At 71.9% G+C, this 23,727-nt stretch carries 20 protein-coding genes and 1 tRNA gene; 7 read left to right on the top strand and 14 right to left on the bottom strand.

The genetic code is table 11. The features are described from left to right. A partial coding sequence (locus ABT160_RS36450) for a hypothetical protein (RefSeq protein WP_351652308.1) occupies positions 1 to 196 on the bottom strand: 196 nt, incomplete at its 3' end. On the opposite strand from ABT160_RS36450, the gene ABT160_RS36445 reads away from it, so the two are divergent. From ABT160_RS36445 to ABT160_RS36435, 3 genes are all read left to right on the top strand, one after another. Continuing rightward, on the top strand, positions 195 to 1,373 hold the full coding sequence (locus tag ABT160_RS36445) for a low temperature requirement protein A (RefSeq protein WP_351652307.1): 1,179 nt from the start codon (positions 195 to 197) through the stop codon (positions 1,371 to 1,373). The genes ABT160_RS36450 and ABT160_RS36445 overlap by 2 nt on opposite strands. Positions 1,374 to 1,473: 100 nt before the next feature. Continuing rightward, complete coding sequence (locus ABT160_RS36440; protein WP_351652305.1) at positions 1,474 to 2,523, top strand: P1 family peptidase; 1,050 nt, start codon at positions 1,474 to 1,476, stop codon at positions 2,521 to 2,523. Positions 2,524 to 2,696: 173 nt separating this feature from the next. Further along, entirely contained in the window at positions 2,697 to 3,458 is a 762-nt protein-coding gene (locus tag ABT160_RS36435; protein WP_351652303.1) for a DUF6227 family protein, read from the top strand. Positions 3,459 to 3,550: 92 nt separating this feature from the next. Here the strand turns inward: ABT160_RS36435 and ABT160_RS36430 are convergent, their stop codons facing one another. The 4 genes from ABT160_RS36430 to ABT160_RS36415 form a co-directional block, all read right to left on the bottom strand. After that, positions 3,551 to 5,563, bottom strand: coding sequence for a PTS fructose transporter subunit IIABC (locus tag ABT160_RS36430; protein WP_351652301.1), 2,013 nt, complete (start codon positions 5,561 to 5,563; stop codon positions 3,551 to 3,553). Beyond that, positions 5,560 to 6,513 (bottom strand): 1-phosphofructokinase, encoded by a 954-nt coding sequence (gene pfkB / locus ABT160_RS36425; protein WP_351652299.1) that lies wholly within the window; start codon positions 6,511 to 6,513, stop codon positions 5,560 to 5,562. Before pfkB ends, ABT160_RS36430 begins: the two co-directional genes overlap by 4 nt. Further along, the gene (locus tag ABT160_RS36420) at positions 6,510 to 7,271 is read right to left on the bottom strand and encodes a DeoR/GlpR family DNA-binding transcription regulator (RefSeq protein WP_351652297.1); all 762 of its coding nucleotides are present in this window, start codon (positions 7,269 to 7,271) and stop codon (positions 6,510 to 6,512) included. The genes pfkB and ABT160_RS36420 overlap by 4 nt, the downstream gene beginning before the upstream one ends. A 193-nt stretch (positions 7,272 to 7,464) precedes the next feature. Continuing rightward, on the bottom strand, positions 7,465 to 8,427 hold the full coding sequence (locus tag ABT160_RS36415) for a helix-turn-helix transcriptional regulator (RefSeq protein ID WP_351652295.1): 963 nt from the start codon (positions 8,425 to 8,427) through the stop codon (positions 7,465 to 7,467). A gap of 62 nt (positions 8,428 to 8,489) precedes the next feature. Between ABT160_RS36415 and ABT160_RS36410 the strand changes: the two genes are divergently transcribed. Further along, positions 8,490 to 10,028 carry an MFS transporter gene (locus tag ABT160_RS36410; protein WP_351652293.1) on the top strand — a complete coding sequence of 513 codons (1,539 nt, stop codon included), beginning with the start codon at positions 8,490 to 8,492 and terminating at the stop codon, positions 10,026 to 10,028. Between the two features lie 91 nt (positions 10,029 to 10,119). Here the strand turns inward: ABT160_RS36410 and ABT160_RS36405 are convergent, their stop codons facing one another. Next, entirely contained in the window at positions 10,120 to 11,118 is a 999-nt protein-coding gene (locus ABT160_RS36405) for a sigma-70 family RNA polymerase sigma factor (protein ID WP_351652291.1), read from the bottom strand. Between the two features lie 443 nt (positions 11,119 to 11,561). Then, entirely contained in the window at positions 11,562 to 12,350 is a 789-nt protein-coding gene (locus tag ABT160_RS36400; protein ID WP_351652289.1) for a dioxygenase family protein, read from the bottom strand. Positions 12,351 to 12,452: 102 nt separating this feature from the next. On the opposite strand from ABT160_RS36400, the gene ABT160_RS36395 reads away from it, so the two are divergent. Continuing rightward, positions 12,453 to 13,040 (top strand): MarR family winged helix-turn-helix transcriptional regulator, encoded by a 588-nt coding sequence (locus ABT160_RS36395; RefSeq protein WP_351652287.1) that lies wholly within the window; start codon positions 12,453 to 12,455, stop codon positions 13,038 to 13,040. Positions 13,041 to 13,079: 39 nt separating this feature from the next. On the opposite strand, the gene ABT160_RS36390 is transcribed toward ABT160_RS36395, so the two are convergent. Together ABT160_RS36390 and ABT160_RS36385 are read right to left on the bottom strand one after the other, a co-directional pair. Continuing rightward, the gene (locus tag ABT160_RS36390; RefSeq protein WP_351652285.1) at positions 13,080 to 14,603 is read right to left on the bottom strand and encodes an MFS transporter; all 1,524 of its coding nucleotides are present in this window, start codon (positions 14,601 to 14,603) and stop codon (positions 13,080 to 13,082) included. Positions 14,604 to 14,819: 216 nt separating this feature from the next. Continuing rightward, positions 14,820 to 15,482 carry a TetR/AcrR family transcriptional regulator gene (locus ABT160_RS36385; RefSeq protein ID WP_351652283.1) on the bottom strand — a complete coding sequence of 221 codons (663 nt, stop codon included), beginning with the start codon at positions 15,480 to 15,482 and terminating at the stop codon, positions 14,820 to 14,822. 297 nt (positions 15,483 to 15,779) lie between these two features. Between ABT160_RS36385 and ABT160_RS36380 the strand changes: the two genes are divergently transcribed. After that, complete coding sequence (locus ABT160_RS36380) at positions 15,780 to 17,051, top strand: M6 family metalloprotease domain-containing protein (protein ID WP_351652281.1); 1,272 nt, start codon at positions 15,780 to 15,782, stop codon at positions 17,049 to 17,051. 15 nt (positions 17,052 to 17,066) lie between these two features. Here the strand turns inward: ABT160_RS36380 and ABT160_RS36375 are convergent, their stop codons facing one another. After that, positions 17,067 to 18,674, bottom strand: coding sequence for a class I adenylate-forming enzyme family protein (locus ABT160_RS36375; protein WP_351652279.1), 1,608 nt, complete (start codon positions 18,672 to 18,674; stop codon positions 17,067 to 17,069). A 234-nt stretch (positions 18,675 to 18,908) separates the two neighbouring features. On the opposite strand from ABT160_RS36375, the gene ABT160_RS36370 reads away from it, so the two are divergent. Beyond that, positions 18,909 to 18,984: transfer RNA gene (locus tag ABT160_RS36370), tRNA-Arg, on the top strand. A 60-nt stretch (positions 18,985 to 19,044) separates the two neighbouring features. On the opposite strand, the gene ABT160_RS36365 is transcribed toward ABT160_RS36370, so the two are convergent. From ABT160_RS36365 to ABT160_RS36350, 4 genes are all read right to left on the bottom strand, one after another. Next, entirely contained in the window at positions 19,045 to 19,578 is a 534-nt protein-coding gene (locus ABT160_RS36365; RefSeq protein WP_351652277.1) for a hypothetical protein, read from the bottom strand. A 95-nt stretch (positions 19,579 to 19,673) separates the two neighbouring features. Then, a complete protein-coding gene (locus ABT160_RS36360) occupies positions 19,674 to 21,665 on the bottom strand; it encodes a hypothetical protein (RefSeq protein WP_351652275.1) in 1,992 nt (663 codons plus the stop codon). Continuing rightward, on the bottom strand, positions 21,662 to 22,825 hold the full coding sequence (locus ABT160_RS36355) for a 5'-methylthioadenosine/S-adenosylhomocysteine nucleosidase family protein (RefSeq protein ID WP_351652273.1): 1,164 nt from the start codon (positions 22,823 to 22,825) through the stop codon (positions 21,662 to 21,664). The genes ABT160_RS36360 and ABT160_RS36355 overlap by 4 nt, the downstream gene beginning before the upstream one ends. Next, complete coding sequence (locus ABT160_RS36350; protein ID WP_351652271.1) at positions 22,826 to 23,569, bottom strand: NUDIX hydrolase; 744 nt, start codon at positions 23,567 to 23,569, stop codon at positions 22,826 to 22,828. Between the last annotated feature and the right edge of the window lie 158 nt (positions 23,570 to 23,727).

The following is a 23,727-nucleotide window of genomic DNA, read 5'->3' as shown; positions in this document are numbered from 1 at the left end:
TGGCCGCGGGCAAGGGCCCCGAGGCCCAGGCGGCGGCGCTGAAGCAGTCCGAGATCGAGGCGGCCGCGGGCCCCGGCGGCGCGGCCCGTCCGCGGCCCGCGTGTCCACCGACCGCGGCCCGCGTGTCCACCGCCCGGGGCACCGGCAGCGCGCGTCTGGCCGTCCGGCCGGGCCCGCTCTGCTGTGCTGGGGCCATGACACATTCGTCCCCCACGGCCCCGCTGCGCCGCATGGTCGCGCGCGGGCGCGCCGAGGAGCACCGGGCGGCCACCCCGCTGGAGCTCTTCTTCGACCTCTGCTTCGTCGTGGCCGTCGCCCAGGCGGGCGTGCGGCTGGTGCACGCGCTCGCCGAGGGCCACTACGGCACCGGGATCACCGGCTACTTCTTCGTCTTCTTCGGCGTGTGGTGGGCCTGGATGAACTTCACCTGGTTCGCCTCCGCCTACGACTGCGACGACGTGCCCTACCGGGTGATGACGCTGGTGCAGATCGCGGGCGTGCTGGTGTACGCGGCGGGGGTGCCGCGCGCGTTCGACGCCGACGACTGGACGGTCGCCGTCATCGGCTACCTGATCATGCGGGTGGCGCTGACGGCCCAGTGGCTGCGGGCCGCCGCGTCCGAGCCGCCGGGCAGCGCGGCGCGGCGCACGAACACCCGGTACGCGACCGGCCTGGTGGTCTGCCAGGCGGCCTGGGTGGGGCTGCTGTTCGCGCCCGCCGGCGCGAAGCACTGGCTGTTCCTGGCGGTGGTGGTGGCGGAGCTGCTGGTGCCGGTGGTCGCCGAGCGGAACCACCCGACGCCCTGGCACCCGCACCACATCGCCGAGCGCTACGGGCTGTTCACGCTGATCGTGCTGGGCGAGACGCTGACGGGGGCCACGGTCGCGGTGCAGTCGGCGATGGACGAGCACGACGCGGTGGGCGAGCTGCTGCCGATCGCGGCGGGCGGCGTCCTGATCGTCTTCGCGGCCTGGTGGATCTACTTCGCGGTCCCGGCGGGCGACCGGCTGAGCAGCAACCGGGAGGCCATCCCGTGGGGGTACGGGCACCTGCTGGTGTTCGCGTCGGCGGCGGCGATCGGGGCGGGCCTGGAGGTCGCCGTGGAGGAGGCGGTCGGCAAGGCGCACGTCTCGACGTTCGCGGCGTCGGCGGCGGTGACGGTGCCGGCGGCGCTGTTCCTGCTGACGGTGTGGCTGCTGCACGCGCGGCACTTCAAGAGCGGGCCCGCCCAGCAGCTGGTGCTGCCGGTGACGGCGCTGGCGGTCCTGGCGTGCACGTTCGCCGGCTCGTGGGCGGTGCTCGCGGCGGGCCTGGTGTCGGCGGTCGCGGTGGCGGTCGGGGTGGTGCTGCACCAGCGGCCCGTACGGGCGTGAGGGCGCGGGCGCCGGGGTGCCCGCGCGGGTCCGGCGCCGCCCCTGGAAGGGCGCTCGACAGGGGGTCCTGCGGTCGCGGGCCCCGTGGTACGCAGGGGGCATGACCAACAATGACGCACTGACGGACGTGGCCGGCCTGCGGGTCGGCCACGCGCGCGTGGCCGGTGACGGCGCGCTGAGCGGCACCACGGTCGTGCTCGCGCCCGAGGGCGGGGCGGTGGCCGCCGTGGACGTGCGCGGGGGCGGTCCGGGCACCCGGGAGACCGACGCCCTGGACCCGCGCAACCTGGTGCCCCGGGTGGAGGCGGTCGTGCTGACCGGCGGGAGCGCGTACGGCCTGGACGCGGCGGGCGGGGTGATGGCCTGGCTGGAGGAGCAGGGGCGCGGCATCCCGGTCGGCGGGCCCGGCCGGGTGGTGCCGGTGGTGCCCGCGGCCTGCCTGTTCGACCTGGGCCGGGGCGGCGACTGGCGGGCCAGGCCGGACGCGTCGACGGGGCGGGCGGCGGTGGAGGCGGCGGCCGCGGCGGAGCCGGGCGCGCCGTTCGCCACGGGCGCGGTGGGCGCCGGGACGGGGGCGCTCATCGGCGGCATGAAGGGCGGCATCGGGACGGCGAGCACCGTGCTGCCGTCGGGGGCCACGGTGGCGGCGCTGGTGGCCGCGAACGCGGTCGGCTCGGCGCTCGACCCGCGCACCGGGGTGCTGTACGGACGGCACTTCGCGACCTCGGACGGGCCCGTTCCCCTTCCGGACGCGGCGGTGCACGAGGCGGCCGTCAAGCGCCTGAACGAGACACGGGCGGCGATCGGGATGCCCCCGCTGAACACCACCCTGGCGGTCGTGGCCACCGACGCGGCCCTGGACAAGGCCCAGGCGCAGAAACTGGCCGGGACGGCGCACGACGGCATCGCGCGCGCCGTGCGGCCGGTGCACCTGCTCAACGACGGGGACACCGTCTTCGCCCTGTCGACCGGCGCCCGCCCGCTGGACGCGGCGGACCCGCTCGCCCTCAACGAGGTCCTCGCGGCGGGCGCGGACGTGGTCTGCCGGGCGATCGTGCAGGCCGTGCTGGCCGCGCGGGGCGTGGACGGCCCCGGCGGAAGCTTCCCCTCCTACTCCGACCTGTACGGGGAGGGGCCGGGCGGGGCCTGACGCACGGGCCCGCCGGGCGGCGCGCCCGGGGGCCCAACGACGGGGGCGCACAGGGAACTTCCCGTGCGCCCCCGTCGTTTTGACCGAAACCCCGGACACGATGTCAGACCCAGGGACTACGTTAAGCAAGCACCGAGTGACATGCGGCGACGGCGAATGCCTGGAGACTCCCCTTGAACGATCCGAACGAGACCACCGAGGCGCACCTGCGGCGGCTCATGGGCCGGGCGCTCAACTCCTTCGACCTGCCCGACGCGATGATCGAGCGCCTGGAGTCCGCCCTCGCGCACGCCGGTTCGCTGCACTCCTCGCACCACAGCGCGGCCCTGCACCGCGCCACGTACAAGCACGTCTTCCTGATGCCCGACGGGGACTCGCTGACGCTGTGGGAGCTGGTGCACAACACCGGCCGCGACGGCGCCGAGCAGCACGAGCTGTACGCGGAGGAGACCGAGGCGCGGCTGGCGGCCTCCCGGCTGCCGATGGGCTTCCCCGAGGCCCCGGACGTGCTGGGCGGGAGTGGCGACGACGACCTGGACGGGGACCTGGAGACGCTGGCGGCGATGCTGGCCCGCCCGGTGCTCCCGGCTCCGCGCACGTACACGCCGGACAACTCCGCGGACCACGCGCGCCGGGTGCTGCGCCGCGCGGAGAACCCCGACCACCCCGGCGAGGACACCGCCCGGCGGCTGCGCGGCGCGTTCGCGCACCACATCACGCAGGTCTTCGGCCGGCTGTGCCCGCTGGCGCAGGAGGCGGGCCGCGACGCCGGGTTCACGCTGTACGAGCACGCGTTCCTGCTGGTCGACGGCAGCGAGACGAGCCTGTGGGAGGTCGAGCACACGGCGACGCCGGACGGCCGCCACATGTGCGAGGTGTACGCGGACCAGGAGGCGGCCCGCGAGGCGATGGAGCTGCGCGCCAAGGTGCGCTGAAGGCGGTCCGTACGGGACGGACCCCCGGGCGGGGCCCGGGGGTCCGGATCGGGTGCGGCTCACGCCGGGGTGCGCGGTGAGGCGCGCGGCGGTCAGGCCGCGACCGGGACCTTCGGCTCCTCGTCCGCCGCCACCGGGGCCTCCTGGGGCTGCTTGCGGGCGCCCTTGAGGAGGATGACCAGGCCCGCGCTGACGGCCGTACCGGCGGCGATCGCCACCAGGTAGAGCAGCGGGTTGCCGATCAGCGGGATCACGAACACACCGCCGTGCGGGGCCCGCAGGGTGCACTCGAAGGCCATCGACAGGGCGCCGGTGACCGCGCCGCCCGCCATCGCGGCCGGGATGACCCGCAGCGGGTCGGCGGCGGCGAACGGGATGGCGCCCTCGGTGATGAAGGAAGCGCCCAGCACCCAGGCGGCCTTGCCGTTCTCCCGCTCCGTCTTGGTGAAGAGCCTGCCGCGCACCGTGGTGGCCAGCGCCATCGCCAGCGGCGGGACCATGCCCGCGGCCATCACGGCCGCCATGACCTTCAGGGAGCCCTCGTTGGGGGTGGCCAGGCCGCCGACCGCGAAGGCGTACGCGACCTTGTTCAGCGGACCGCCCAGGTCGAAGCACATCATCAGGCCCAGGATCACGCCCAGGACGACCGCGTTGGCGCCGGACAGGCCGGACAGCCAGTCGGTGAGCGCCTTCTGCAGCGACGCGATCGGCTTGCCGACCACCAGGAACATCAGGAAGCCGACCACGGCCGAGGAGATCAGCGGGATCACCACGACCGGCATGATGCCGCGCAGCGCCGCGGGCACGTTCACCCGCTGGATCGCCAGCACCGTGCCGCCCGCGATCAGACCGGCGGCCAGACCGCCCAGGAAGCCCGCGTTGATGGTCAGCGCGACCGCGCCGCCGACGAAGCCCGGCACCAGACCGGGCCGGTCCGCCATCCCGTACGCGATGTACCCGGCGAGCACCGGGACCAGGAAGCCGAACGCGAGGCCGCCGACCTGGAACAGCAGCGCCGCCCAGCTGGTGGACTCGGTCCACACGAAGTGCTCGGCGACCGAGGGGGCCTTGTCGATGGTCCAGCCGCCGATCGCGAAGCCGAGCGCGATCAGCAGACCGCCGGCCGCGACGAACGGGACCATGTAACTGACGCCCGACATCAGCCACTTGCGCAGCTTGGTGCCGTAGCCCTCGCCCGGCTCGCCCGCGCCCTCCACCGGGGTGGCGGCGGCCGGGGCGGTGACGTCGCCGCGCGCCGCCTTCTCGCGGACCTCGCGGATCAGCTCGGCGGGCCGGCTGACGCCCGCCTTAACCCCCACGTCCACGGTGGGCTTCCCGGCGAACCGCTCCTTGTCGCGCACCGGCACGTCGTGCGCGAAGACCACGCCGTCGGCCGCCGCGATCACCGCCGGGTCGAGCCGGGTGAACCCGGCCGAGCCCTGCGTCTCCACGACCAGCTCCACGCCCTCGGCCCGCCCGGCCTGCTCCAGGGCCTCGGCGGCCATGTAGGTGTGGGCGATGCCGGTGGGGCAGGAGGTGACGGCGACGATGCGGAACGGGGCACCGGCGGCCGGGACTCCGGTGGCCGCGGGGGCCTCGGGCGCCCCGGGGCTCGCGGCCTCGGGGGCCTCGGCGGTCTCGGCGGACGCGGGGGCCTCGGGGGCCTCCTCGCCCGCGATCAGTGCCGCCGCCCGCTCCGGGGAGGACTCCGCGCGCAGGGCCGTCGTGAAGGACTCGTCCATCAGGCGGCGGGCCAGCGAGGACAGGATCGTCAGATGGGCGTCGTCCGCGCCCGCCGGGGCCGCGATCAGGAACACCAGGTCGGCGGGCCCGTCCGGAGCGCCGAAGTCGATGCCGCGCGCGGAGCGGCCGAAGGCCAGGGTCGGCTCGGTGACGTGGGCGCTGCGGCAGTGGGGTATGCCGATGCCGCCGTCCAGGCCGGTGGGCATCTGCGCCTCGCGGGCGGCCACGTCGGCCAGGAAGCCGTCGAGGTCGGTGACCCGGCCCCGCGCGACCATGCGCTCGGCGAGCGAGCGGGCGGCCGCCTCCTTGGTGCCGGCGGACAGGTCGAGGTCGACCAGGTCCGCGCCGATCATCTGGCTCATCGCGGGCTCCCTTGCTCGCTGAGTACTCGGTCCAGGGGGACGTCGCCGGTCACGGTGACCGCCGAGGCGTCCAGGTGGTGGGGGGTGGGCATCTGGCTGCCGGGCAGCTGGACGGCGGCGGCGCCGTGCGCCACGGCCGCGGCCAGCGCCTCGGGCCCCTCGCCGCCCGCCGCCAGGAAGCCGGCGAGGGAGGCGTCGCCCGCGCCGACGTTGGAGCGGACGGTGTCGACGCCTGCGGAGCCGAACCAGGTGCCGTCGCCGGAGACGAGCACCTGCCCGTCCGCGCCGAGGCTGGCGAGCACGGCGCCCGCGCCCCGCTCGCGCAGCTCCCCGGCGGCCTTCACCGCGTCGCCGACGGTGAGCAGCGGGCGGCCGACGGCCTGGGCCAGCTCGTCGGCGTTGGGCTTGACCACGTCGGGGCGGGCGGCGAGGGCGGCGAGCAGCGAGGGCCCGGAGGTGTCCAGGGCGATGCGGCTGCCGAAGTCGTGTGCGCGGGCGACCAGTTCGGCGTACCAGTCGGGGGTGAGGCCGCGCGGCAGGCTGCCGCAGCAGGCGATCCAGTCGGCGTCGGGGGCGTGCGCGCCGACGGCGGCGACCAGGGCGGCGGCCTCGTCCGGGGTGAGTTCGGGCCCCGGCGCGTTGATCTTGGTGAGGGTGCCGTCGGGCTCGGCGAGCGCGATGTTGGAGCGGGTGGGTCCGGCGAGCGGGACGGGGGCGACCTCGATGCCCTGGGCGGCCAGGAGTTCGGCGACCAGGGCGCCGGGGGCGCCGCCGAGCGGGACGACGGCGAGGGTGCGGTGGCCGGCGGCGGCGACGGCCCGGGAGACGTTGACGCCCTTGCCGCCGGGGTCGACGCGTTCGGCGCGGGCGCGCAGCACCTCGCCGCGCTCCAGCGCCGGGACCTCGTAGGTGCGGTCCAGGGACGGGTTGGGGGTGACGGTGAGGATCATGCGCGTACCACTTCCGTGCCGGCGGCCTCGATGGCGGCGGCGTCCTGCGGGTCGAGCCCGCTGTCGGTGATGAGCAGGTCGACGTCGGCGAGTCCGGCGAAGCGCGCGAAGTGCTCGGCGCCCGACTTGGCGGAGTCGGCGAGGAGCACGACCCGGCGGGCGGCGGCGACGGCGGCGCGCTTGACGGCGGCCTCGGCGAGGTCGGGGGTGGTCAGGCCGTGCTCGGGCGAGAAGCCGTTGGCGCCGAGGAAGACGACGTCGGCGCGGATCTCCCCGTACGCGCGCAGCGCCCAGGCGTCGACGGCGGCGCGGGTGCGGTGCCGGACGCGGCCGCCGACCAGGTGCAGGTCGATGCCGGGGTGGTCGGCGAGCCGGGCGGCGACGGGGAGGGCGTGGGTGACGACGGTCAGCGAGCACTCCAGCGGGAAGGCCGCGGCGAGGCGGGCCACGGTGGACCCGGCGTCCAGGACGACGCTGCCGTCCGCGGGGAGTTCGGCGAGGGCGGCGCGGGCGATGCGGTCCTTCTCGTCCGCGGCGGCGGACTCGCGCTCGGCCAGGTCGGGCTCGAAGTCGAGCCGCCCGGCCGGTATGGCGCCGCCGTGGACGCGCCGGACGAGCCCGGCCCGGTCGAGGGCCTTGAGGTCGCGCCGGATGGTCTCGGCGGTCACCTGGAAGGCGTCGGCCAGGGAGAGCACGTCCACCCGGCCGCTGTCGCGGGCGATGCGGAGGATCTCCTGTTGGCGCTCCGGTGCGTACATGTGGATTTGGGTCCGTTCTCTGCCCGAACGTGTGGTTTCCCTTGCAGAGTACGGCGGGGGTGCGGCCGAAGCCAACCGATCGGGCACGACCGGACACATTCGGGCCCTTGGGCCCACCACCCGGGCCGGGGCGGCGGGCCCAAGGGCCTCCAGGGGCCCCCAAGGGCCCGGGTCCGCCGCCCCGGTCCGTCCGTCAGTCGGCGGCCGCCCCCGACAGCCGCTCCCCCAGGGCCGCCGCGTACGCCCGCAGCGGCTCGGGCGAGCGGATCGTGAACGGCCGGTCGGTGAGGGCCAGGTGCAGGGCGATCCACTCCACCGAGTCCGCCATCGGCCCGCGCACCCGGCACACCCCCTCGCCGGTCTCCCGCGCCGCCGGGAACGACCGGGGCAGCCGGGCCGCGATCCACTCCGCCGGGGCCCGGAACTCCACGTCCACCTCCAGCTCGGGCCGCCCCCGGTGCAGCGACTGCCCCAGCATCTGCGCGGGGCCCTCGGCGGGCAGCTCGCGCGGGGTGTAGCGGGCCCCGGTCGCGAACGGCTCGTCGACCCGGTCCACCCGGAACGTCCGCCAGTCCTCGCGCTCCAGGTCGTAGGCGACCAGGTACCAGCGGTGGCCCGTGGACACCAGGCGGTAGGGCTCCACCTGGCGCCTGCTGGGCGTGCCGTCCCCGGCCCGGTAGCCGAAGCGCAGCCGCTCCCGGCCGGTGACGGCCGAGGCGATGGTGGTCAGGGTGTGCGGGTCCACGGTGGCGCCGTCGCCCCGGGTCAGCGGGAGCGTGGCGTGCTGGAGGACGGAGACCCGGCGGCGCAGCCGCGAGGGCAGCACCTGCTCCAGTTTGGCCAGTGCCCGTACGGAGGCCTCCTCCACGCCCTCGATGGCGTGCCCGGCCCCGGCCCGCAGGCCCACCGCGATGGCGACCGCCTCCTCGTCGTCCAGGAGCAGCGGCGGCAGCGCCGCGCCGGCCACCAGGCGGTAGCCGCCGGCCGCGCCCATCGACGCCTCGACGGGGTAGCCGAGCTCGCGCAGCCGGTCCACGTCGCGGCGGATGGTGCGGGCGCTGACGCCGAGCCGCTCGGCCAGCTCGCTGCCGGGCCACTCGCGCGGGGTCTGGAGCAGGGACAGCAGGTTCAGCAGGCGTGCCGGGGTGTCCGTCATGGGCCCAGCATGCCCGGGAAGTAGGACATGACCTGTCCTACACGGCGGTTAGTGTCGTCGTCATGAGTTCACAGGCCCCCACCACCCCGGCGCCGTCCGGCGCGAGCGACCCGGCGGACCGCCGCCGCTGGATCGCGCTGGCGATCGTCATGACCGCCGCGTTCATGGACCTGGTCGACGCGACCATCGTCAACATCGCCATCCCCAGCATCGAGCGCGACCTCGGCGCCACCTTCGGCGCGATCCAGTGGATCACCGCGGGGTACGCGCTGGCGTTCGCCGCCGGGCTGATCACGGGCGGCCGCCTCGGCGACATATTCGGCCGCAAGCGGCTCTTCCTGCTCGGCACCGCCGGGTTCACCCTGGCCTCGGCGCTGTGCGGGTTCGCGGCGAACCAGGAGATGCTCGTCGCCTCGCGGCTGCTCCAGGGCGCGGCGGCGGCGCTGATGGTGCCGCAGGTCCTGTCGATCATCCACGTGACGTTCCCGGCGCACGAGCGCGGCAAGGTCTTCGGCATGTTCGGCGCGATCATCGGCCTCGGCGCGGTGTCCGGGCCGCTGCTGGGCGCGCTGCTGACCCAGTGGAACCTGTTCGGCCTGGAGTGGCGGCCGATCTTCCTGATCAACCTGCCGGTGGGCGTCGCGGGCCTGCTGCTCGGCCGGAAGTTCATCGTCGAGTCCAAGGCGCCCAAGGCCCTGAAGCTGGACCTGGTCGGCGTCGTCCTGGTCACCGCGGGGCTGCTGCTGCTCGTCTACCCGCTGACGCGCGGGCGCGAGCTGGACTGGCCGGTGTGGGGCTTCGTGTGCATGGCCGCGAGCCCGGTCGTGTTCGCCGCGCTGGTGGCGTACGAGCGCCACAAGACCCGCAAGGACGGCTCGCCGCTGGTGGAGCTCTCGCTGTTCCGCGTGAAGAGCTTCGCGGCGGGCATCGTGGTGCAGCTGACCTTCGGCGTCGCGCTGGGCATCTTCTTCCTGGTGTGGACCCTGTACATGCAGATCGGCCTGGGCTGGAGCCCGCTGCGGGCGGGCCTGACCGGGGTGCCGTTCTCGGTGGCCGTGTCGGTGGCGGCCGGGATCTCGGTGCAGCAGCTGGTGCCGCGCTTCGGGCGCCGGGTGCTCCAGACGGGCGCGCTGGTGATGGCGTCCGGCGTGCTGTTCTACCTGTGGGAGGCCGGGCGCTACGGCACCTCGATCCACTCCTGGCAGATGATCGCGCCGCTGGTCGTGATGGGCCTGGGCATGGGCCTGATCGTGGCGCCGCTGACGGACGCGGTGCTCTCCGAGGTGCCGCGCGAGCACGCGGGATCGGCCTCGGGCCTGATCAACACGGTGCAGCAGATGGGCAACGCGCTGGGCCTCGCCCTGGTGTCGGTGGTCTTCTTCGGCTCCATCGACGAGGGCCGGCTGGCGGTGGCGCCGCAGGAGACGGGCAGCGCGTTCACCGGCGCGTTCCAGGACTCGCTGTGGTGGGTGGTGGCCGTGCTGGTGGCGATCTTCGCGGTGATGTTCGCGCTGCCGCGCAGGCCGAAGCAGCACGTGGAGGGCGGCGGGGACGCGCTCCCTGAGCAGGCCGGCGCCCCGGAGCGCGAGCTGGTGCACTGAGCACGGGCGGTACGTACGCGAGGAGGGGCCCGGCCCCGGAGGCGATCAGCCGTCCGGGGCCGGGCCCCTCGTCCACGTACGTGCGTACCGCTTACGCCGCCGCGTCGAAGCCCGTGTCGCGGGCCATGCGCTTGAGCTCCAGCAGCGCGTGCTTCTCTATCTGCCGGATCCGCTCGCGGGTCAGGCCGTGCTGCTTGCCGACCTCGGTCAGCGTGCGCTCGCGGCCGTCCTCGATGCCGTACCGCATGCGGATGATCGAGGCCGTGCGGTTGTCGAGCTTGCCGATCAGGTCCTCCAGCTCCTCGCTGCGCAGCAGCGAGAGCACGGACTGCTCGGGCGACACCGCGGAGGTGTCCTCCAGGAGGTCGCCGAACTGGGTCTCGCCCTCGTCGTCCACCGACATGTTCAGCGAGACCGGGTCGCGCGCCCAGTCCAGGACGTCCGTGACGCGCTCGGGGGTGGAGCCGAGCTCGGCGGCCACCTCGGCGGGCTCCGGGTCCCGGCCGTTCTCCCGGTTGAACTCGCGCTGCACCCGGCGGATGCGCCCGAGCTCCTCCACCAGGTGGACGGGGAGCCGGATGGTGCGGGACTGGTCGGCGATGGAGCGGGTGATCGCCTGGCGGATCCACCAGGTCGCGTACGTCGAGAACTTGAAGCCCTTGGCGTAGTCGAACTTCTCCACCGCGCGCACCAGGCCCGCGTTCCCCTCCTGGACCAGGTCGAGCAGGGGCAGGCCGCTGCGCGGGTAGCGGCGGGCGACCGCCACGACCAGGCGCAGGTTGGACTTGATGAAGAGGTCCTTGGCGCGCTCGCCCTCGGCGGCCAGTGCTTCCAGCTCCTCGCGCGAGGCCCCGCCGGCCTCGCTCTCGAGCTCGCCGTCGAGGATCTGCCGGGCGAAGACCCCGGCCTCGATCGTCTGCGAGAGCTCGACCTCCTTGGCGGCGTCGAGCAGGGGCGTGCGCGCGATCTCGTCGAGATACATGCCGACCAGGTCGCGGTCGGCGATCTCCCCGCCCACGGCGCGAACGCTGCTTGCCCGGCCAGTCCCACCGGAAGCGGACTGACGACGGGCGACGGCACGGGTTGCCATGCGTGCTCCCTTGCTGAGTAGGTCGCGACACCTTTCGGGTGCCCTGCATCCGATGGAAACAACGACTGGAATCCGGACAGAATTCCCAAGCCGTGCTCTCGATTTCGCGATCATGCAGTACCCTGTGCCGCCACCGAGTCGGCACGGATCCTGCAAGAACGTACAGAAGTGCAGGTCAGGCCCTGCGGAGCGACTTCTTCCGGAACCCGCTCCAGGCCCTTGGCCCGCCCCTGTGCGGCGCTCGAATGAGACCGCGATCACACCGTGACGCCTTGCGGATGCCCGCACTTCTCCCCCTTAGACGGGATCGGACACCCCGAGGTTGCTCGGGATGTCCGATTGATCGCCTATTGCGAGAAAAGTACGGAGTGGGTTCGGGATACGGAGCCGGGGCCCGCGCCTCGCGGCCCGCCCCGGGCGCGCGCCCCACCCCGGGCCCGTCCTCAGCCGAACTGCACCGACCGCTTCGCGAGCCCCATCCAGAAGCCGTCGATCACGCTGCGCCCGTCCGCCAGCTCGCCGTGCGCCTCCGCCGCGCCCAGCGTCACGAAGAGCGGGGCGAAGTGCTCGGTCCTGGGGTGGGCCAGCTTCCCGGCGGGGGCCTTGCGCTCGAAGTCGAGCAGCGCGTCCACGTCCCGCGCCTCCAGGGCCTCGCGCCCCCAGGCGTCGAACTCGGCCGACCAGCCGGGGGTGCCGCCCGGGTGGCGCAGGGCCGCCAGGTTGTGGGTGAAGAAGCCGCTGCCGACGATCAGCACGCCCTCGTCCCGCAGCGGCGCGAGGCGGCGGCCGATCTCCAGGAGGCGGACCGGGTCGAGGGTGGGCATGGAGACCTGCAGGACCGGGATGTCGGCGCCGGGGAACATCTCGACCAGCGGGACGTACGCGCCGTGGTCCAGGCCCCGGTCCGGGACGTCCTGCACCGGCGTGCCGGGCGCGCGCAGCAGCTTGCGGACGGACTCGGCGAGCCCGGGGGCGCCGGGCGCGGCGTAGCGGACCTGGTAGTAGTGCTCGGGGAAGCCCCAGAAGTCGTACACCAGGGGCACCGTCTCGGTGGCGCCGAGGGCGAGGGGCGCCTCCTCCCAGTGGGCGGAGACGACGAGGATCGCGCGGGGCCGGGGCAGCGCGGCCGACCAGGCGGCGAGCTCGCCGGGCCAGACGGGGTCGTCGGCCAGCGGCGGGGCGCCGTGGGAGAGGTAGAGGGCGGGCATCCGCTCGGGTGCTGCGGTGGCCATGGCGACTCCTTGCGCTCAATCTCCTTGAACTTTCAAGCTCAACGTACGAGAAGGGTAGCGGGATCTAGTTCAACTTTCAAGGAAAGGTCGTACAGTGGATGCATGAACACGGCACCCACCCGCGCGAACGGAACCGCCGGAACCGCCGGCGCCCCCGACACCCCCGCCGTCGCAACCGCTGTCGAACCGGCTGCCGAGCCGGCCGTCGGGCCCCGCTGGCTCGACGCCGAGGAGCAGGCCGTCTGGCGCTCGTACCGGCACGCCACCACCCTCGTCGACGACAGCCTCGACCGCCAGCTCCAGCGCGACGCGGGCATGCCGCACATCTACTACGGCCTGCTCGTCCAGCTCTCCGAGGCGCCGCGCCGCCGCAAGCGGATGACCGAGCTGGCCAAGGACGCCAAGATCACCCGCTCCCGGCTCTCGCACGCGGTGGCCCGGCTGGAGAAGAACGGCTGGGTGCGCCGCGAGGACTGCCCGTCGGACAAGCGCGGGCAGAACGCCGTACTGACCGACGAGGGCTTCGAGGTACTGAGCAAGGCCGCCCCCGGCCACGTCACCGCCGTGCGCCAGGCGATCTTCGACCGGCTCTCCCCCGAACAGGTCCGCCAGCTCGGCGAGATCATGCGCCTGGTGGCCGAGGGCCTGCAGCCCACCGGCCCGGACGCGGACCTGCCCTGGCTCCGCTGAGCGGAACCAGGGCAGGCCACCTGGGGGACGCACCCCGGGTCAGTGCGCGATGACGGGGACCTTCACCTCGTCCTCGGCGCCCTCGTCCGCGCCGGAGGCCGTGGAGGCGCCCGGGCGGCCGGTGTTGATGAGCGTCACGGCGATCGTCGCCGAGACGACCAGGATGCCGACCGCCCACCAGATCGCGGCCGAGTAGCCCTCGACCATGCCGCGCAGCGCGAGCAGCTGCCGCGCCTGCGCGGTGGTGGCGCCCGCCGCGTGGTCGGTGATGTACGCGGTGGTGGCCGAGGCGGCGATGGTGTTCAGCAGGGCGGTGCCGATGGCGCCGCCGACCTGCTGCGAGGTGTTGACCATCGCGGAGGCGACACCGGCGTCACGCGCCTGGACGCCGTGCGTGGCCAGCGACATGGCCGGCATGAACGCGGTGCCCATGCCCAGGCCGAGCAGCAGCTGCGCGGGCAGGATCAGACCGGCGTACGAGGAGCCGATCTCCAGCTGGGTGAGCAGCAGCATGCCGAGCGCGGCGGTCAGGAAGCCGGGGCCCATCAGCAGGCGCGGCGGCACGCGGGTCATCAACCGGGTGCCGATCTGGGTGGAGCCCGTGATCATGCCCGCGATCATCGGCAGGAAGGCGAAGCCGGTCTTGACCGGCGAGTAGCCCTTGACCACCTGGAGGTAGTACGTGAGGAAGAGGAACAGGCCGAACATCGCGATGACGGCCAGGCCCAGCGAGAGGTAGACGCCGCCGCGGTTGCGGTCGGTCACCACGCGCAGCGGGAGCAGCGGGGACTTGACCTTCGCCTCGACGGCCACGAAGGCGCCGAGCAGCACGACCGAGCCGATGAACAGGCCCAGGGTGACCGGGTCGGTCCAGCCGTCGGACTCGGCGCGGGTGAAGCCGTACACCAGGGAGACCAGGCCGAGCGTGGACAGGATGACGCCGGGGACGTCCAGCGGGGCGCGGTTGCGGCCGCCGGCCGGCTCGCGGATCACGAAGTACGCGCCGAGGGCGGCGACGATCGCGAACGGGATGTTGACGAAGAACGTCCAGCGCCAGTTCAGGTACTCGGTGAGGAAGCCGCCGAGGATCAGGCCGACGGCGCCGCCGCCACCGGCGATCGCGCCGTAGATGCCGAAGGCCTTGGCGCGCTCCTTGGCGTCGGTGAACATCACCGCGAGCAGCGAGAGGGCGGCGGGCGCGAGCAGCGCGCCGAAGGCGCCCTGGAGCGCGCGGGCGCCGAGCATCATGCCCTCGCCGTTGGCCGCGCCGCCGAGGGCGGAGGCCAGGGCGAAGCCGATCAGGCCGACGACGAAGGTGCGCTTGCGGCCCCACAGGTCGGCGATGCGGCCGCCGAACAGGAGCAGTCCGCCGAAGGCGAGGGCGTAGGCGGTGATGACCCACTGGCGGTTGCCGTCGGATATGCCGAGGTCCTGCTGGGCGGAGGGCAGGGCGATGTTCACGATCGTGGCGTCGAGCACGACCATGAGCTGGGCCAGGGCGATGAAGACGAGCGCCTTCCACCGACCGGGGTCGAGGGAGGCGGACGGTGAGTTCTGGGACATGGAACGGGCCACCTAGTGGTGCGTAACGGGCGGGACGGGCGGTGTCGCGGACGTGCGGGGGCAGGGCTCGGCGCCTCGCGGCGCACGACGGCGGCCGCGGGACCTTTACGGGCCCGCTCGTCGCGGGCTCTCGGGAAGGCGGGTCCGCGGGCCCTCAGGGGCCGGCGGTGAGGCGGGTTCGCGGGAGGGGGCGGGCTCTCGGGAAGGCGGGGGCGGTCAGGCCTCGGGGCAGGACTCGCGCCGCAGTTCCTCCAGGGTGGCGGCGGCTCCGGGGAGCTCGGAGCGCGCGGGCGCCTCGAGTCCGTCGAGGAACAGCTGCAGGTGACGGTGGGTGAACCGGTCGAAGTCGGCACACGCGGTGCCGGGCAGCGGCCGGGTCAGCTGGGCGATGGCGACCATCAGGTCTCCGACGGCGACGTCGGCGCGGAGCCTGCCTGCCTCCTGCGCGGCGTCGAAGAGCCGCTGGACGGCGGCCTCCAGGCGGTCGCGGCAGGCGAGCAGTTCGGGATGGGCCTGGTCGAAGGCCCCGGAGAGCATCGGGCACAGGGCGCCGATGCGCTCGTCGACCGAGGCGTGCGCGAAGCGGCGCACCGCGGCGAAGGCGTCGGCCTCCTCCTCGGCGGCCTCCAGCGCCAGGGCCGTGCTGCGGTCCAGGACGCTGAGGACGACCTCGTGGACCAGGGCGGCCCGGTCGGTGAAGTGGCGGTACAGGGTGGCGTTGCCGACCCCGGCGCGCCGGGCGATCTCGTCGAAGGGGACCTCGGGCCCGTGCTCGACGAACATCTCGCGGGCCGCCGCGACGATCCGCTCCCGGTTGCGCAGCGCGTCGGCGCGCGGGCGCGGGACGCGGCGGGGTGCGCTCTCGGAGACCGGCTTCACGGGGCCACTTCCTTCGGTTCGCTTCGGGCGTTCGGTACGGGGATTTTCCCGCCGCCCCCCGAAGCGGGGAACGGCTCCCCGTTTCGCTGGGGACACGTATCCAAACGGGGAAACCGTCCCCGGTTATTTCACGCCCCCCTGTGACCTGTGCCACACGAACGGAGCAGTGCGCGGGGGCGTCCCGGCACACCCCCCTGTTGGGCCACCCGGCGCGCGCACCGGCACCACCCGTCACAGGCTGATCGCACTGAGTGCAGTCCGGAGCAGGCCGACTGCCCCGGCCGAAGGCGTTCTCGCATGCACCGAAGCCGCCGGAGGATACGCAGACCCGCCGCTTCCGCGGCCGTCACCGTCCTCGCCCTCGCGGCCCTCGCCTCGGCGAGCACCAGCCTGCCGAACCCCAGCCGCGCCTCGGCCGGCCCGGTGGCGGCGGTCCGCGACTCCTCCCCGCTGGGGCCCTGCCGGATCGCGTCCACCATGGGCGTGCAGATGTCGGAGGGCATGCCGACGTCCCCCGGGTACGCCCGCTCCACCGGCGAGGTCCGCGCGCTCAACCTGATGATCGACTTCCCGGACGCGCCCGGGGAGGGCGCCGCCGCCGACCGGCTCGCCGAGTTCTTCCCGCAGACCTCCGACTGGTTCCGCACCAGCTCCTACGGCCGGCTCAGCTACCGCCCGTACGCCCCGATCGCCGAGTGGCTGCGGATGCCGATGCCGTTCGCCGCGTACGGGATAGAGCGCGGCGCGCCCTACGAGCCGGGCTACAAGCAGCTGGTCGAGGACATCGTGACGGCGGCCGACCCCCACGTGGACTTCAGCGCGTACGACCTGGTGAACATCCTGGTCACCCCGAACGCGGGCCCCTCCGCCCTGGACACCGTCCTGTCGGTGACCTTCTCCGGCAACGACGAGGCGCCCTACGCGGACGGCGTGCCGCTGTCCAACACGTCCTTCGTCTACAGCCGCCAGGACGACGGCTCGGGCTCCTTCCCCGAGACCGGCTTCCGGGTGCTGCCGCACGAGAACGGGCACGTCTTCGGACTGCCCGACCTGTACACGACGGACGGCGGCGGCACCGTCGGGCACTGGGACATCATGAGCGAGGACTGGGGGGCCAACAACGACCTGCTCGGCTGGCACAAGTGGAAGCTGGGCTGGCTGGACAACGAGCAGGTGGGCTGCGCGACCGGCGCGGGCACCAACGAGTACGTCCTGACCCCGCTGTCCCAGCCCGGCGGCCCCAAGCTCGCGTTCGTCCCGCTGAACGGGGAGTCCGGGTACGCGGTCGAGGTCCGCGCGCGCGGCGGCAACGACGAGGCCGTGTGCGAACCGGGCGTGCTGGTCTACAAGGTGGAGTCGGGCGTGGACACCGGCCACGGCCCGGTGACGGTCGCGGACAGCGACCGCGGCAGCGGCGGCTGCACCCGCCGCCCGAACGTGCACGCGGAGCTGTCGGACGCTCCGTACCGCCCCGGCGAGACGTTCATCGACCGGCAGAACGGGGTGCGCATCACGGTGATGGACGAGGACGCGGAGGGCAACTACCGGGTCCGGGTGACCCGGACGTAGGGCCGCGCACGCGGATCAGGCCCCGGCCACCTCCTCCTTCAGCTGCCGCTTGAGCACCTTCCCCGTGGCGTTGCGGGGCAGCGGGAGGGTGCGTACGAAGAGCAGGGCGGGCACCTTGAAGGCGGCGAGGCGCCCGGCCGCGTACGCCCTGAGCTCCTCGGCGGTGGCGGCGGCGCCCTCGGCGAGCCGCACCACGGCGGCGACCTCCTCGCCGAGCTCGGGGTGGGGCACGCCGAGGACGGCGGCGTCGCGCACGGCGGGGTGGTCGAGCAGGACCCCCTCCACCTCGACGCAGTACACGTTCTCGCCGCCGCGCAGGATCACGTCCTTGATCCGGTCCACGACGCTCACCCGCCCGTCGCGCAGCACGGCGAGGTCGCCGGTGCGCAGCCAGCCGTCGGGGGTGAAGGCGGCGCGGGTGGCGGCCTCGTCGCGCCAGTAGCCGCGCACCAGGGACTGGCCGCGCAGCAGCAGCTCGCCCGGCTCCCCCTCGGGCGCGTCGACGCGCACCTCGGTGACGGGGCTGGGCCGCCCGGCACCGGCGGGATCGGCCCGGTACCCGGCCCCGGAACTGGCGAGCACCCCGCCACAGGTCTCGGTGAGCCCGTACCCGGTGCGCGGCTCCACGCGCTCGCCGCAGACCCGGGCGAGGCGCTCCAGGAGGACGGGCGGGGCGGGGGCGCCCCCGGTGTTGAGGTGCCTCAGGCTCTCCATCGGGTCCACGGCCTCCTCGGCGTCCCGGAGCAGCCGCAGGGCGGTGGTGGGCACGCCGGAGAAGTGGGTGACGCGGTGCTCGCGGATCAGCCCGCGCGCCTGCCGGGCGTCCCACTTGCGCATCATGACGAGCGCGCCGCCACTGGCCATCACGGAGTACACGGAAGTGAAGGCGGCGACATGAAAAAAGGGAAAGGTCACCAGAAAGACGGGCGGCGGCGCGCTCCCCGGCACCTCGCCGCGCTCCAGGGCGGCGAGGGCGGCGTGGAAACGGGGGTTCATGGCGGCCCCGGCCTGCGCGAGGTGGGTGGCGACGGCGCCCTTGGGCCGCCCGGTGGTGCCGGAAGTGTAGATGAGGGTGGAGTCGTGCTCGGGCAGGACGTGGAGGTCGGGCGGCCCGGCGTACGGATCCCGGTCGGGCACGTACGCGTGATGCCCCCGCACCTCGCCACACATCACCACGACGGGCACGCCCCGCCCCCGTGCCCACGCCTCCACGCCGGCGACCCGCTCGTCGTCGACGAGCAGGACGGAGGGCTCGCAGTCGTCCAGGGCGTACGCGGTCTCCTCCGGCCCCCACCAGGCGTTCAGGGGTACGGCGACGAGCCCGGCCAACTGCACGGCCCAGAAGGCGATCTGCCACTCGGGCAGGTTGCGCGCCGCCAGCGCGACCCGGTCCCCGGGCACGGCCCCGTACCGCCCGAGCAACGCCCGGGCGAGCCCGCAGGCCTCGTCGAAGAACTCCCGGTAGGACCACACCCCGCCCTCGGCCACCAGGAAGGGCCGGTCCCCGAGGGCCCAGGTCACCTCGACGAACTCCCGCAGGGTCCGGGCCCCGCCCGCGTACACCCCGTCCACGACCTCGAAGGGCGCACCGGGCCCGGTGAGCACTGCCTCGCCACGATTCACGGAGCCCGACGCTAGGGGACGGGGGAGGGGGGCGGCAAGATCGGGGGGTGGGGGGCCTGGGGGAAGGGGGCCGGGCTGTCGCGGGGGCCGGGGCGGCCGGACTGTCGCGGGGGCCGGGCTGCCGCGGGGGCGGGGGCGGCCGGGCCCGGACACGACGGGCTCCCCGGGAGAAACCCCTCCACCAGCGCCACGCCCCATCCGCTACCCTGTCCCAGGACCGCCCACAGCGGTCGCGCCTCCGTAGCTCAGGGGATAGAGCACTGCTCTCCTAAAGCAGGTGTCGCAGGTTCGAATCCTGCCGGGGGCACCATCTGATCGGCCTCGGACGCACGTCGTCCGGGGCCGTTCGCGCGGATGGAAGAGGATTGCCCTACCACTCCGCATAGCGCAGGAACTGCCAGCCCAACACGATCAGGGCCAGTGACTGGCCGAGGGAAACAAACACGAGTAGCGGCCTGACCTGAGGTGAGCACCAGAATCCGGTCACGCAGGCCAGTGGCACGGCAAAGTACGTGAACAGATCCACGGCAGTCTGAAGTCGTTTGCGCGTGGTGCGGCTCGCATCCTCGCGATGGTAGGTCTCCCATCCGAATACCGTGCCTTGGGCACCACTCAGCTCAGCCAGCCGTGGTCCCAACTGACCACGGATGTAGCAGCCGACCGCCGAGATCTTCTCGTCGTTGACCAGGTAGGTCCAGCCTAGGACCAGGCAGATCACCGGCACGGCAAGCAGCAGTTGGGCCTGGCTGCTCTCAGCAGCCACCGCCAGGACTGTGGTGGACGCGGCAAGCGTGAAGTAGAGCAGGTTGTCTCGAAATCCTATTCGAGTCTTCTGCTCCTCCTTGATCCGGTCGTACTCAGCCAGCAGCAGGCTGATCTCAGAGACGTCTTCCGTGGCGGCCATGAGCACTCCTCAGTTCGAACCCCCGCTTGCCTGATGGGAGGGCGGACCGGACTCCGACACTCCGGCCCGTCCCCACCCTGGAAGTCCAAGAAGGGTCAGTCGACGACGCGGAAGTGCGGCAAGTTGTTGGGATTAATTCGTTCGATCCAGCCCTTCCCATCCGCCGCGATACCCTCCAAGAGACGGAAGGTATGGATGAATCCAGCCGAGTTCAAGTTTATTTCGGAGATCTCTTGGGCGTTCTCATCCGGGGCCATCTGATGAGTGTCGGCATCCTTGACCCGAATCCTCCTCGCCGGACCGTTGGTCAGAACGAGTTCCAGGTCGTAGCCGATCTGCGAGCGTTCCGTCACCTGCACCGATGACAACGCATCGAACCGATAGTTACTGCGCTGCTCGTCCCCGCGTTTCGCGTCGGCAAAGTCAAATTCCGCGCTTACCTCACGAACGCCATCCTGCGTAACCAGGAAAAGGCGGAAGCTGTAACGCGAGTACCGCCAAGGGCCGCCCCTCACACGCCCCCGCTTGTAGGGCCGCGCGGGAGTCACCAGGATTGTGTGAGTGATCAGATCGCGCCAGGTGAGCTGGTAATTACGGAGGGCTTCGTCCACGAAGAGCGTCTTGTCACAGGTGAGCCAGTTCTCCATTTCCAGTTCACTAGGCCTCACGGAGTCCAGGAAGGACTTCCACCGCTGGTAAGCGCCCTGTCGCGCAGCCAGTCGACCTTGATGCTCCAGAGATTCCTCGGCAAGTCGACGCTCCTCCCCCCAAGCCTCCAGCCAGAAGGATGTGGCCACCTGTCCAGACCAGCCCACGCCGGCTGTCGCCAGGGTGGCCAGCAGGATCTGAGCTGACCCCGAACCTGAGGCAACTATTCCTAACAGAATGAGAGTCGTGATCCCGAGGGCAACAAGGGCGACCGTGCACAGCACCTTGGTCATCACCACTGACAGTGCATTTCCCTGGTGACGCCGGTCGAACAGGGTCCCGTTGTTGTGACGATCTCTGGCGTCCTCGGCCAGGTATCGAATCAGCCAGTTGACCCGGTCCACACTGATGCGACTCTCGCGGTACACAAACGCAATCTCGGCGATCAGGGCGCTGCGGATGTGAACGGTGTAACCGAGCCATTCGTTCGGCGTGAACCCGTAGGGCGCGCGGACACTGAAGTAATGGTCGAACGAATGACGGACACGCTTGGTGAATCCGTCCTCGGCCGAAGCGACATCGCCCGCGTACGCAGCCTGTGGTTGCGGGCTCTTGGCCTTGATCTGGCGTTCCCGATACCACCATCGGCGACCGAAGTGTGCTGCGGCCAAGGCCGCAGCGAGCGCAACCGAGATCTGGACGGACGCCGCAACCGGGTTCGCGACCAGCGCGAGGACCCACAGCAAAGCGGCGCTGATGACGAAAAGCCCTGCGGGAACCGGAAGGGCGGCCTTGGCAGCGGCAGCGGTACTCGGACGGGGTGGCAGGGCCCGTGGACCGATCGGATCGGGTTCGAAATACGACCAGACTCGTTGGACGCGTTCATTACCGAAACGATCCGTCTCGGCTTGTTCACGGTTCCCGGCCCACAAGCTGTCCTTCAGTCCTCCAGTGAGCACGAGGTCGAGGTGGTGGAACATCGCGTCACGCTGGCGTGGTGACAAGGCCAGCAATCGCTTGAGTACTTGGTCCGTCTCACCGTCCGCGGTGCTGAACATCTCCAGCACGTCGAAGGCGACGCTCAGAGCCTCCTTCCACTCTCCCTCGGCGTAGTTCGGTACGAGCTCGGCGGTCTTCTGTAGCCGCTGCACATCTTCGCTGTTGAGGTCGTGCAAAGCGCGGGCGCTGAGCATGGCAAGCACCCAGTAAAAGCGAACCTCGGCGTTGTCGTATCCATGGGCAATCGCGTCACTGATCATGTCGCGAGCGCGGCTGGGGATGCCATCCTCCAGGAACCGAACGCCAACCTTGTACTTCTCTTGTGGTGAAGCATCCGGATGGACGAAATAGACGTTGGAGTTGTGCACGGTCTCGGCTTGGATACCGACCGTGGAGTCGAAGGAAGCGGAGTTGTACGTGCCTCCCATACCGTTGTTCATGACAAACCACCCACTGCGACGACCAAGGGGGCCAGCATGCCCACCAGTTCGGGAAGGTCTGCGACCAGACCGCGTAGCCTCTTGAGCGCCATGGTCGCCCTCTTGGAGGATCCGGGAGTGTTCTCCGTTACCGATCGGCGAGCAAATCCCAGTTCGGCCAGCGCCTCTTGGTAGGTGTCGCCGTCCAGGGCGCCCTCAGCGTGGTAACGCTTCAGGTATTCGCGGAATCCGTCCAGTTCATGGACGGCATCTGCCGGGCTTGTCGCCTTCGGAGCAGTGTTCACGTGGACGCTGCTCCCCTCGACCGAACCAGCCATGATGCCAACGGTGCTGTGGTGGGCAGTGTTGTTGACGTTTCCCTTGAATGCTCCGGACTCCTGGGACCTGCCTGCATGGGGCATAGCGGTCTGCTCCTGTTCTGCCACCAATTCCACAGCCAGGCGTGTGGCAAATGCCGCCGCGTTCGCTGCGGCCCTTGGTTGCCAGTTGCGGTCCTCTGCACTGTTCTTCGTACCGTCCGCGCGATCGCTGATCCCCCGGATGATGGCCACGGGTGCTCCATTGAGATGGCCGGCCTGAGCCACGCCGGCGGCCTCCATCTCGATCGCGAGCGCGTCGTTGTAGTGCTGCCGGATCCACCGTGCCTCTGCCGAGATCTTCGAGTTCTGCACGATCTCACCAGCGGCGATCGCGCCGAAGCGCACCTCGGGCGGGCGTCCGGAATCGGGCGTCTCATCGGCCCAGTCGTTCACACGAGCCAGGTGCGAGCCGAGTTGGCTGATCCCGTGCGGCGCCTCCCACACCCGGGGCCGGGCTTTGAGCCCGTCGTCCTCACTGGTTCCGCCGTGGTACGCGTACACGTGTGTGGCCATCACCACGTCACCCAGTCTGGCGGTGCTCCACAGCGCACCTGCAACGCCGACGAAAAACAACGCCACCGGCGAGAACTCCTGGACGGCGCGCTCAGCGATCACCGCCGCAGACTGATTTCCCTTATTCGTCAGCCCGAGCACAACCCGGCACGATGTGCCCTGCACCGTTCCCACTTCGAACCGTGTCCCACGTTCATGGCGGTGCACCCGCAGGTCGGACATCCTATGACTTACAGCCTGGTACTCGAGATTGAGGGCGGTGAGGATCACCACCAGGTCCTTCGACATCTACTCCCCTTCTTCCCCCGTGTGCTCTTCCGTCCCGGGTGGCACAGTCCGGATCAGTGGCGGGTACAGAACCCTCTTCGGTCCGGCTCTGTACAAACGCGCGGGCCGGCCTCCCGTGGTCTTGCGTCCCGAGCCCGAGGGAGTGATGAATCCCTTTACGGCTTGGACTTTCCGGTAGAAATTGCGAGTGTCGAGCCCGATGCCCCAGACCGCTTCGTACACCTGCTGCAACTCGGCGATGGTGAAGAGCTCTCCGCAGAAGGCCGTGGCCAGCGCGGAGAACTCAAGCTTGGTGCGTGCACGCTCGATCCCGTCCGTCACGATCCTTCGGTGATCGAAAGCCAGCTCCAGCTCACCCGAGAGGACGGTCGCCGCGGGGACCCACTCTGCGTCCACCGCGTCCGTTCCAGCGACGGGTTCGGGAAGTCCTGGTGCGATCGCCAGATGGGCCACGGAAACGACTCGGCCCCGTGGATCACGGCCCGCATCCCCGTAGATGGCCAGCTGTTCAAGGTGTACGGAACCGGCGGCCAGGGATGTTTCCTCGCTCAGTTCACGATGGGCAGCGTCCAGGATCCCTTCACCGGCGTGACTGAGGAAGCCTCCGGGCAGAGCCCTCATGCCCTGAAAAGGATCTTCCCCTCGCTCGACGAGCAGGACACACAACCGCCCCTCGCGCAGGGTCAGGACCACGAGGTCGACCGTCAGCAGCACTGGCGTGGGCGACCACGCGTCATCTTGCATGTTTTAAAAGGTAGTTCGATTCCTGTCACAGTGACAAGAAGCGTGTCGGAGGATGGCTGGTAAAGGCTGTTGGACAGGCTTGAACAGAGGACCACCGGACCCGGAGGTACCGCGAAGGCCCCCGTTCGCACCGAACGGGGGCCTTCGTCAGGTCAGGC

The sequence above is a fragment of the Streptomyces sp. NPDC001941 genome (assembly GCF_040296945.1).
GTDB lineage: Bacteria > Actinomycetota > Actinomycetes > Streptomycetales > Streptomycetaceae > Streptomyces.
Note: the sequence above shows the minus strand (reverse complement) of the source record. Positions and strands in the feature narration are given on the sequence as shown.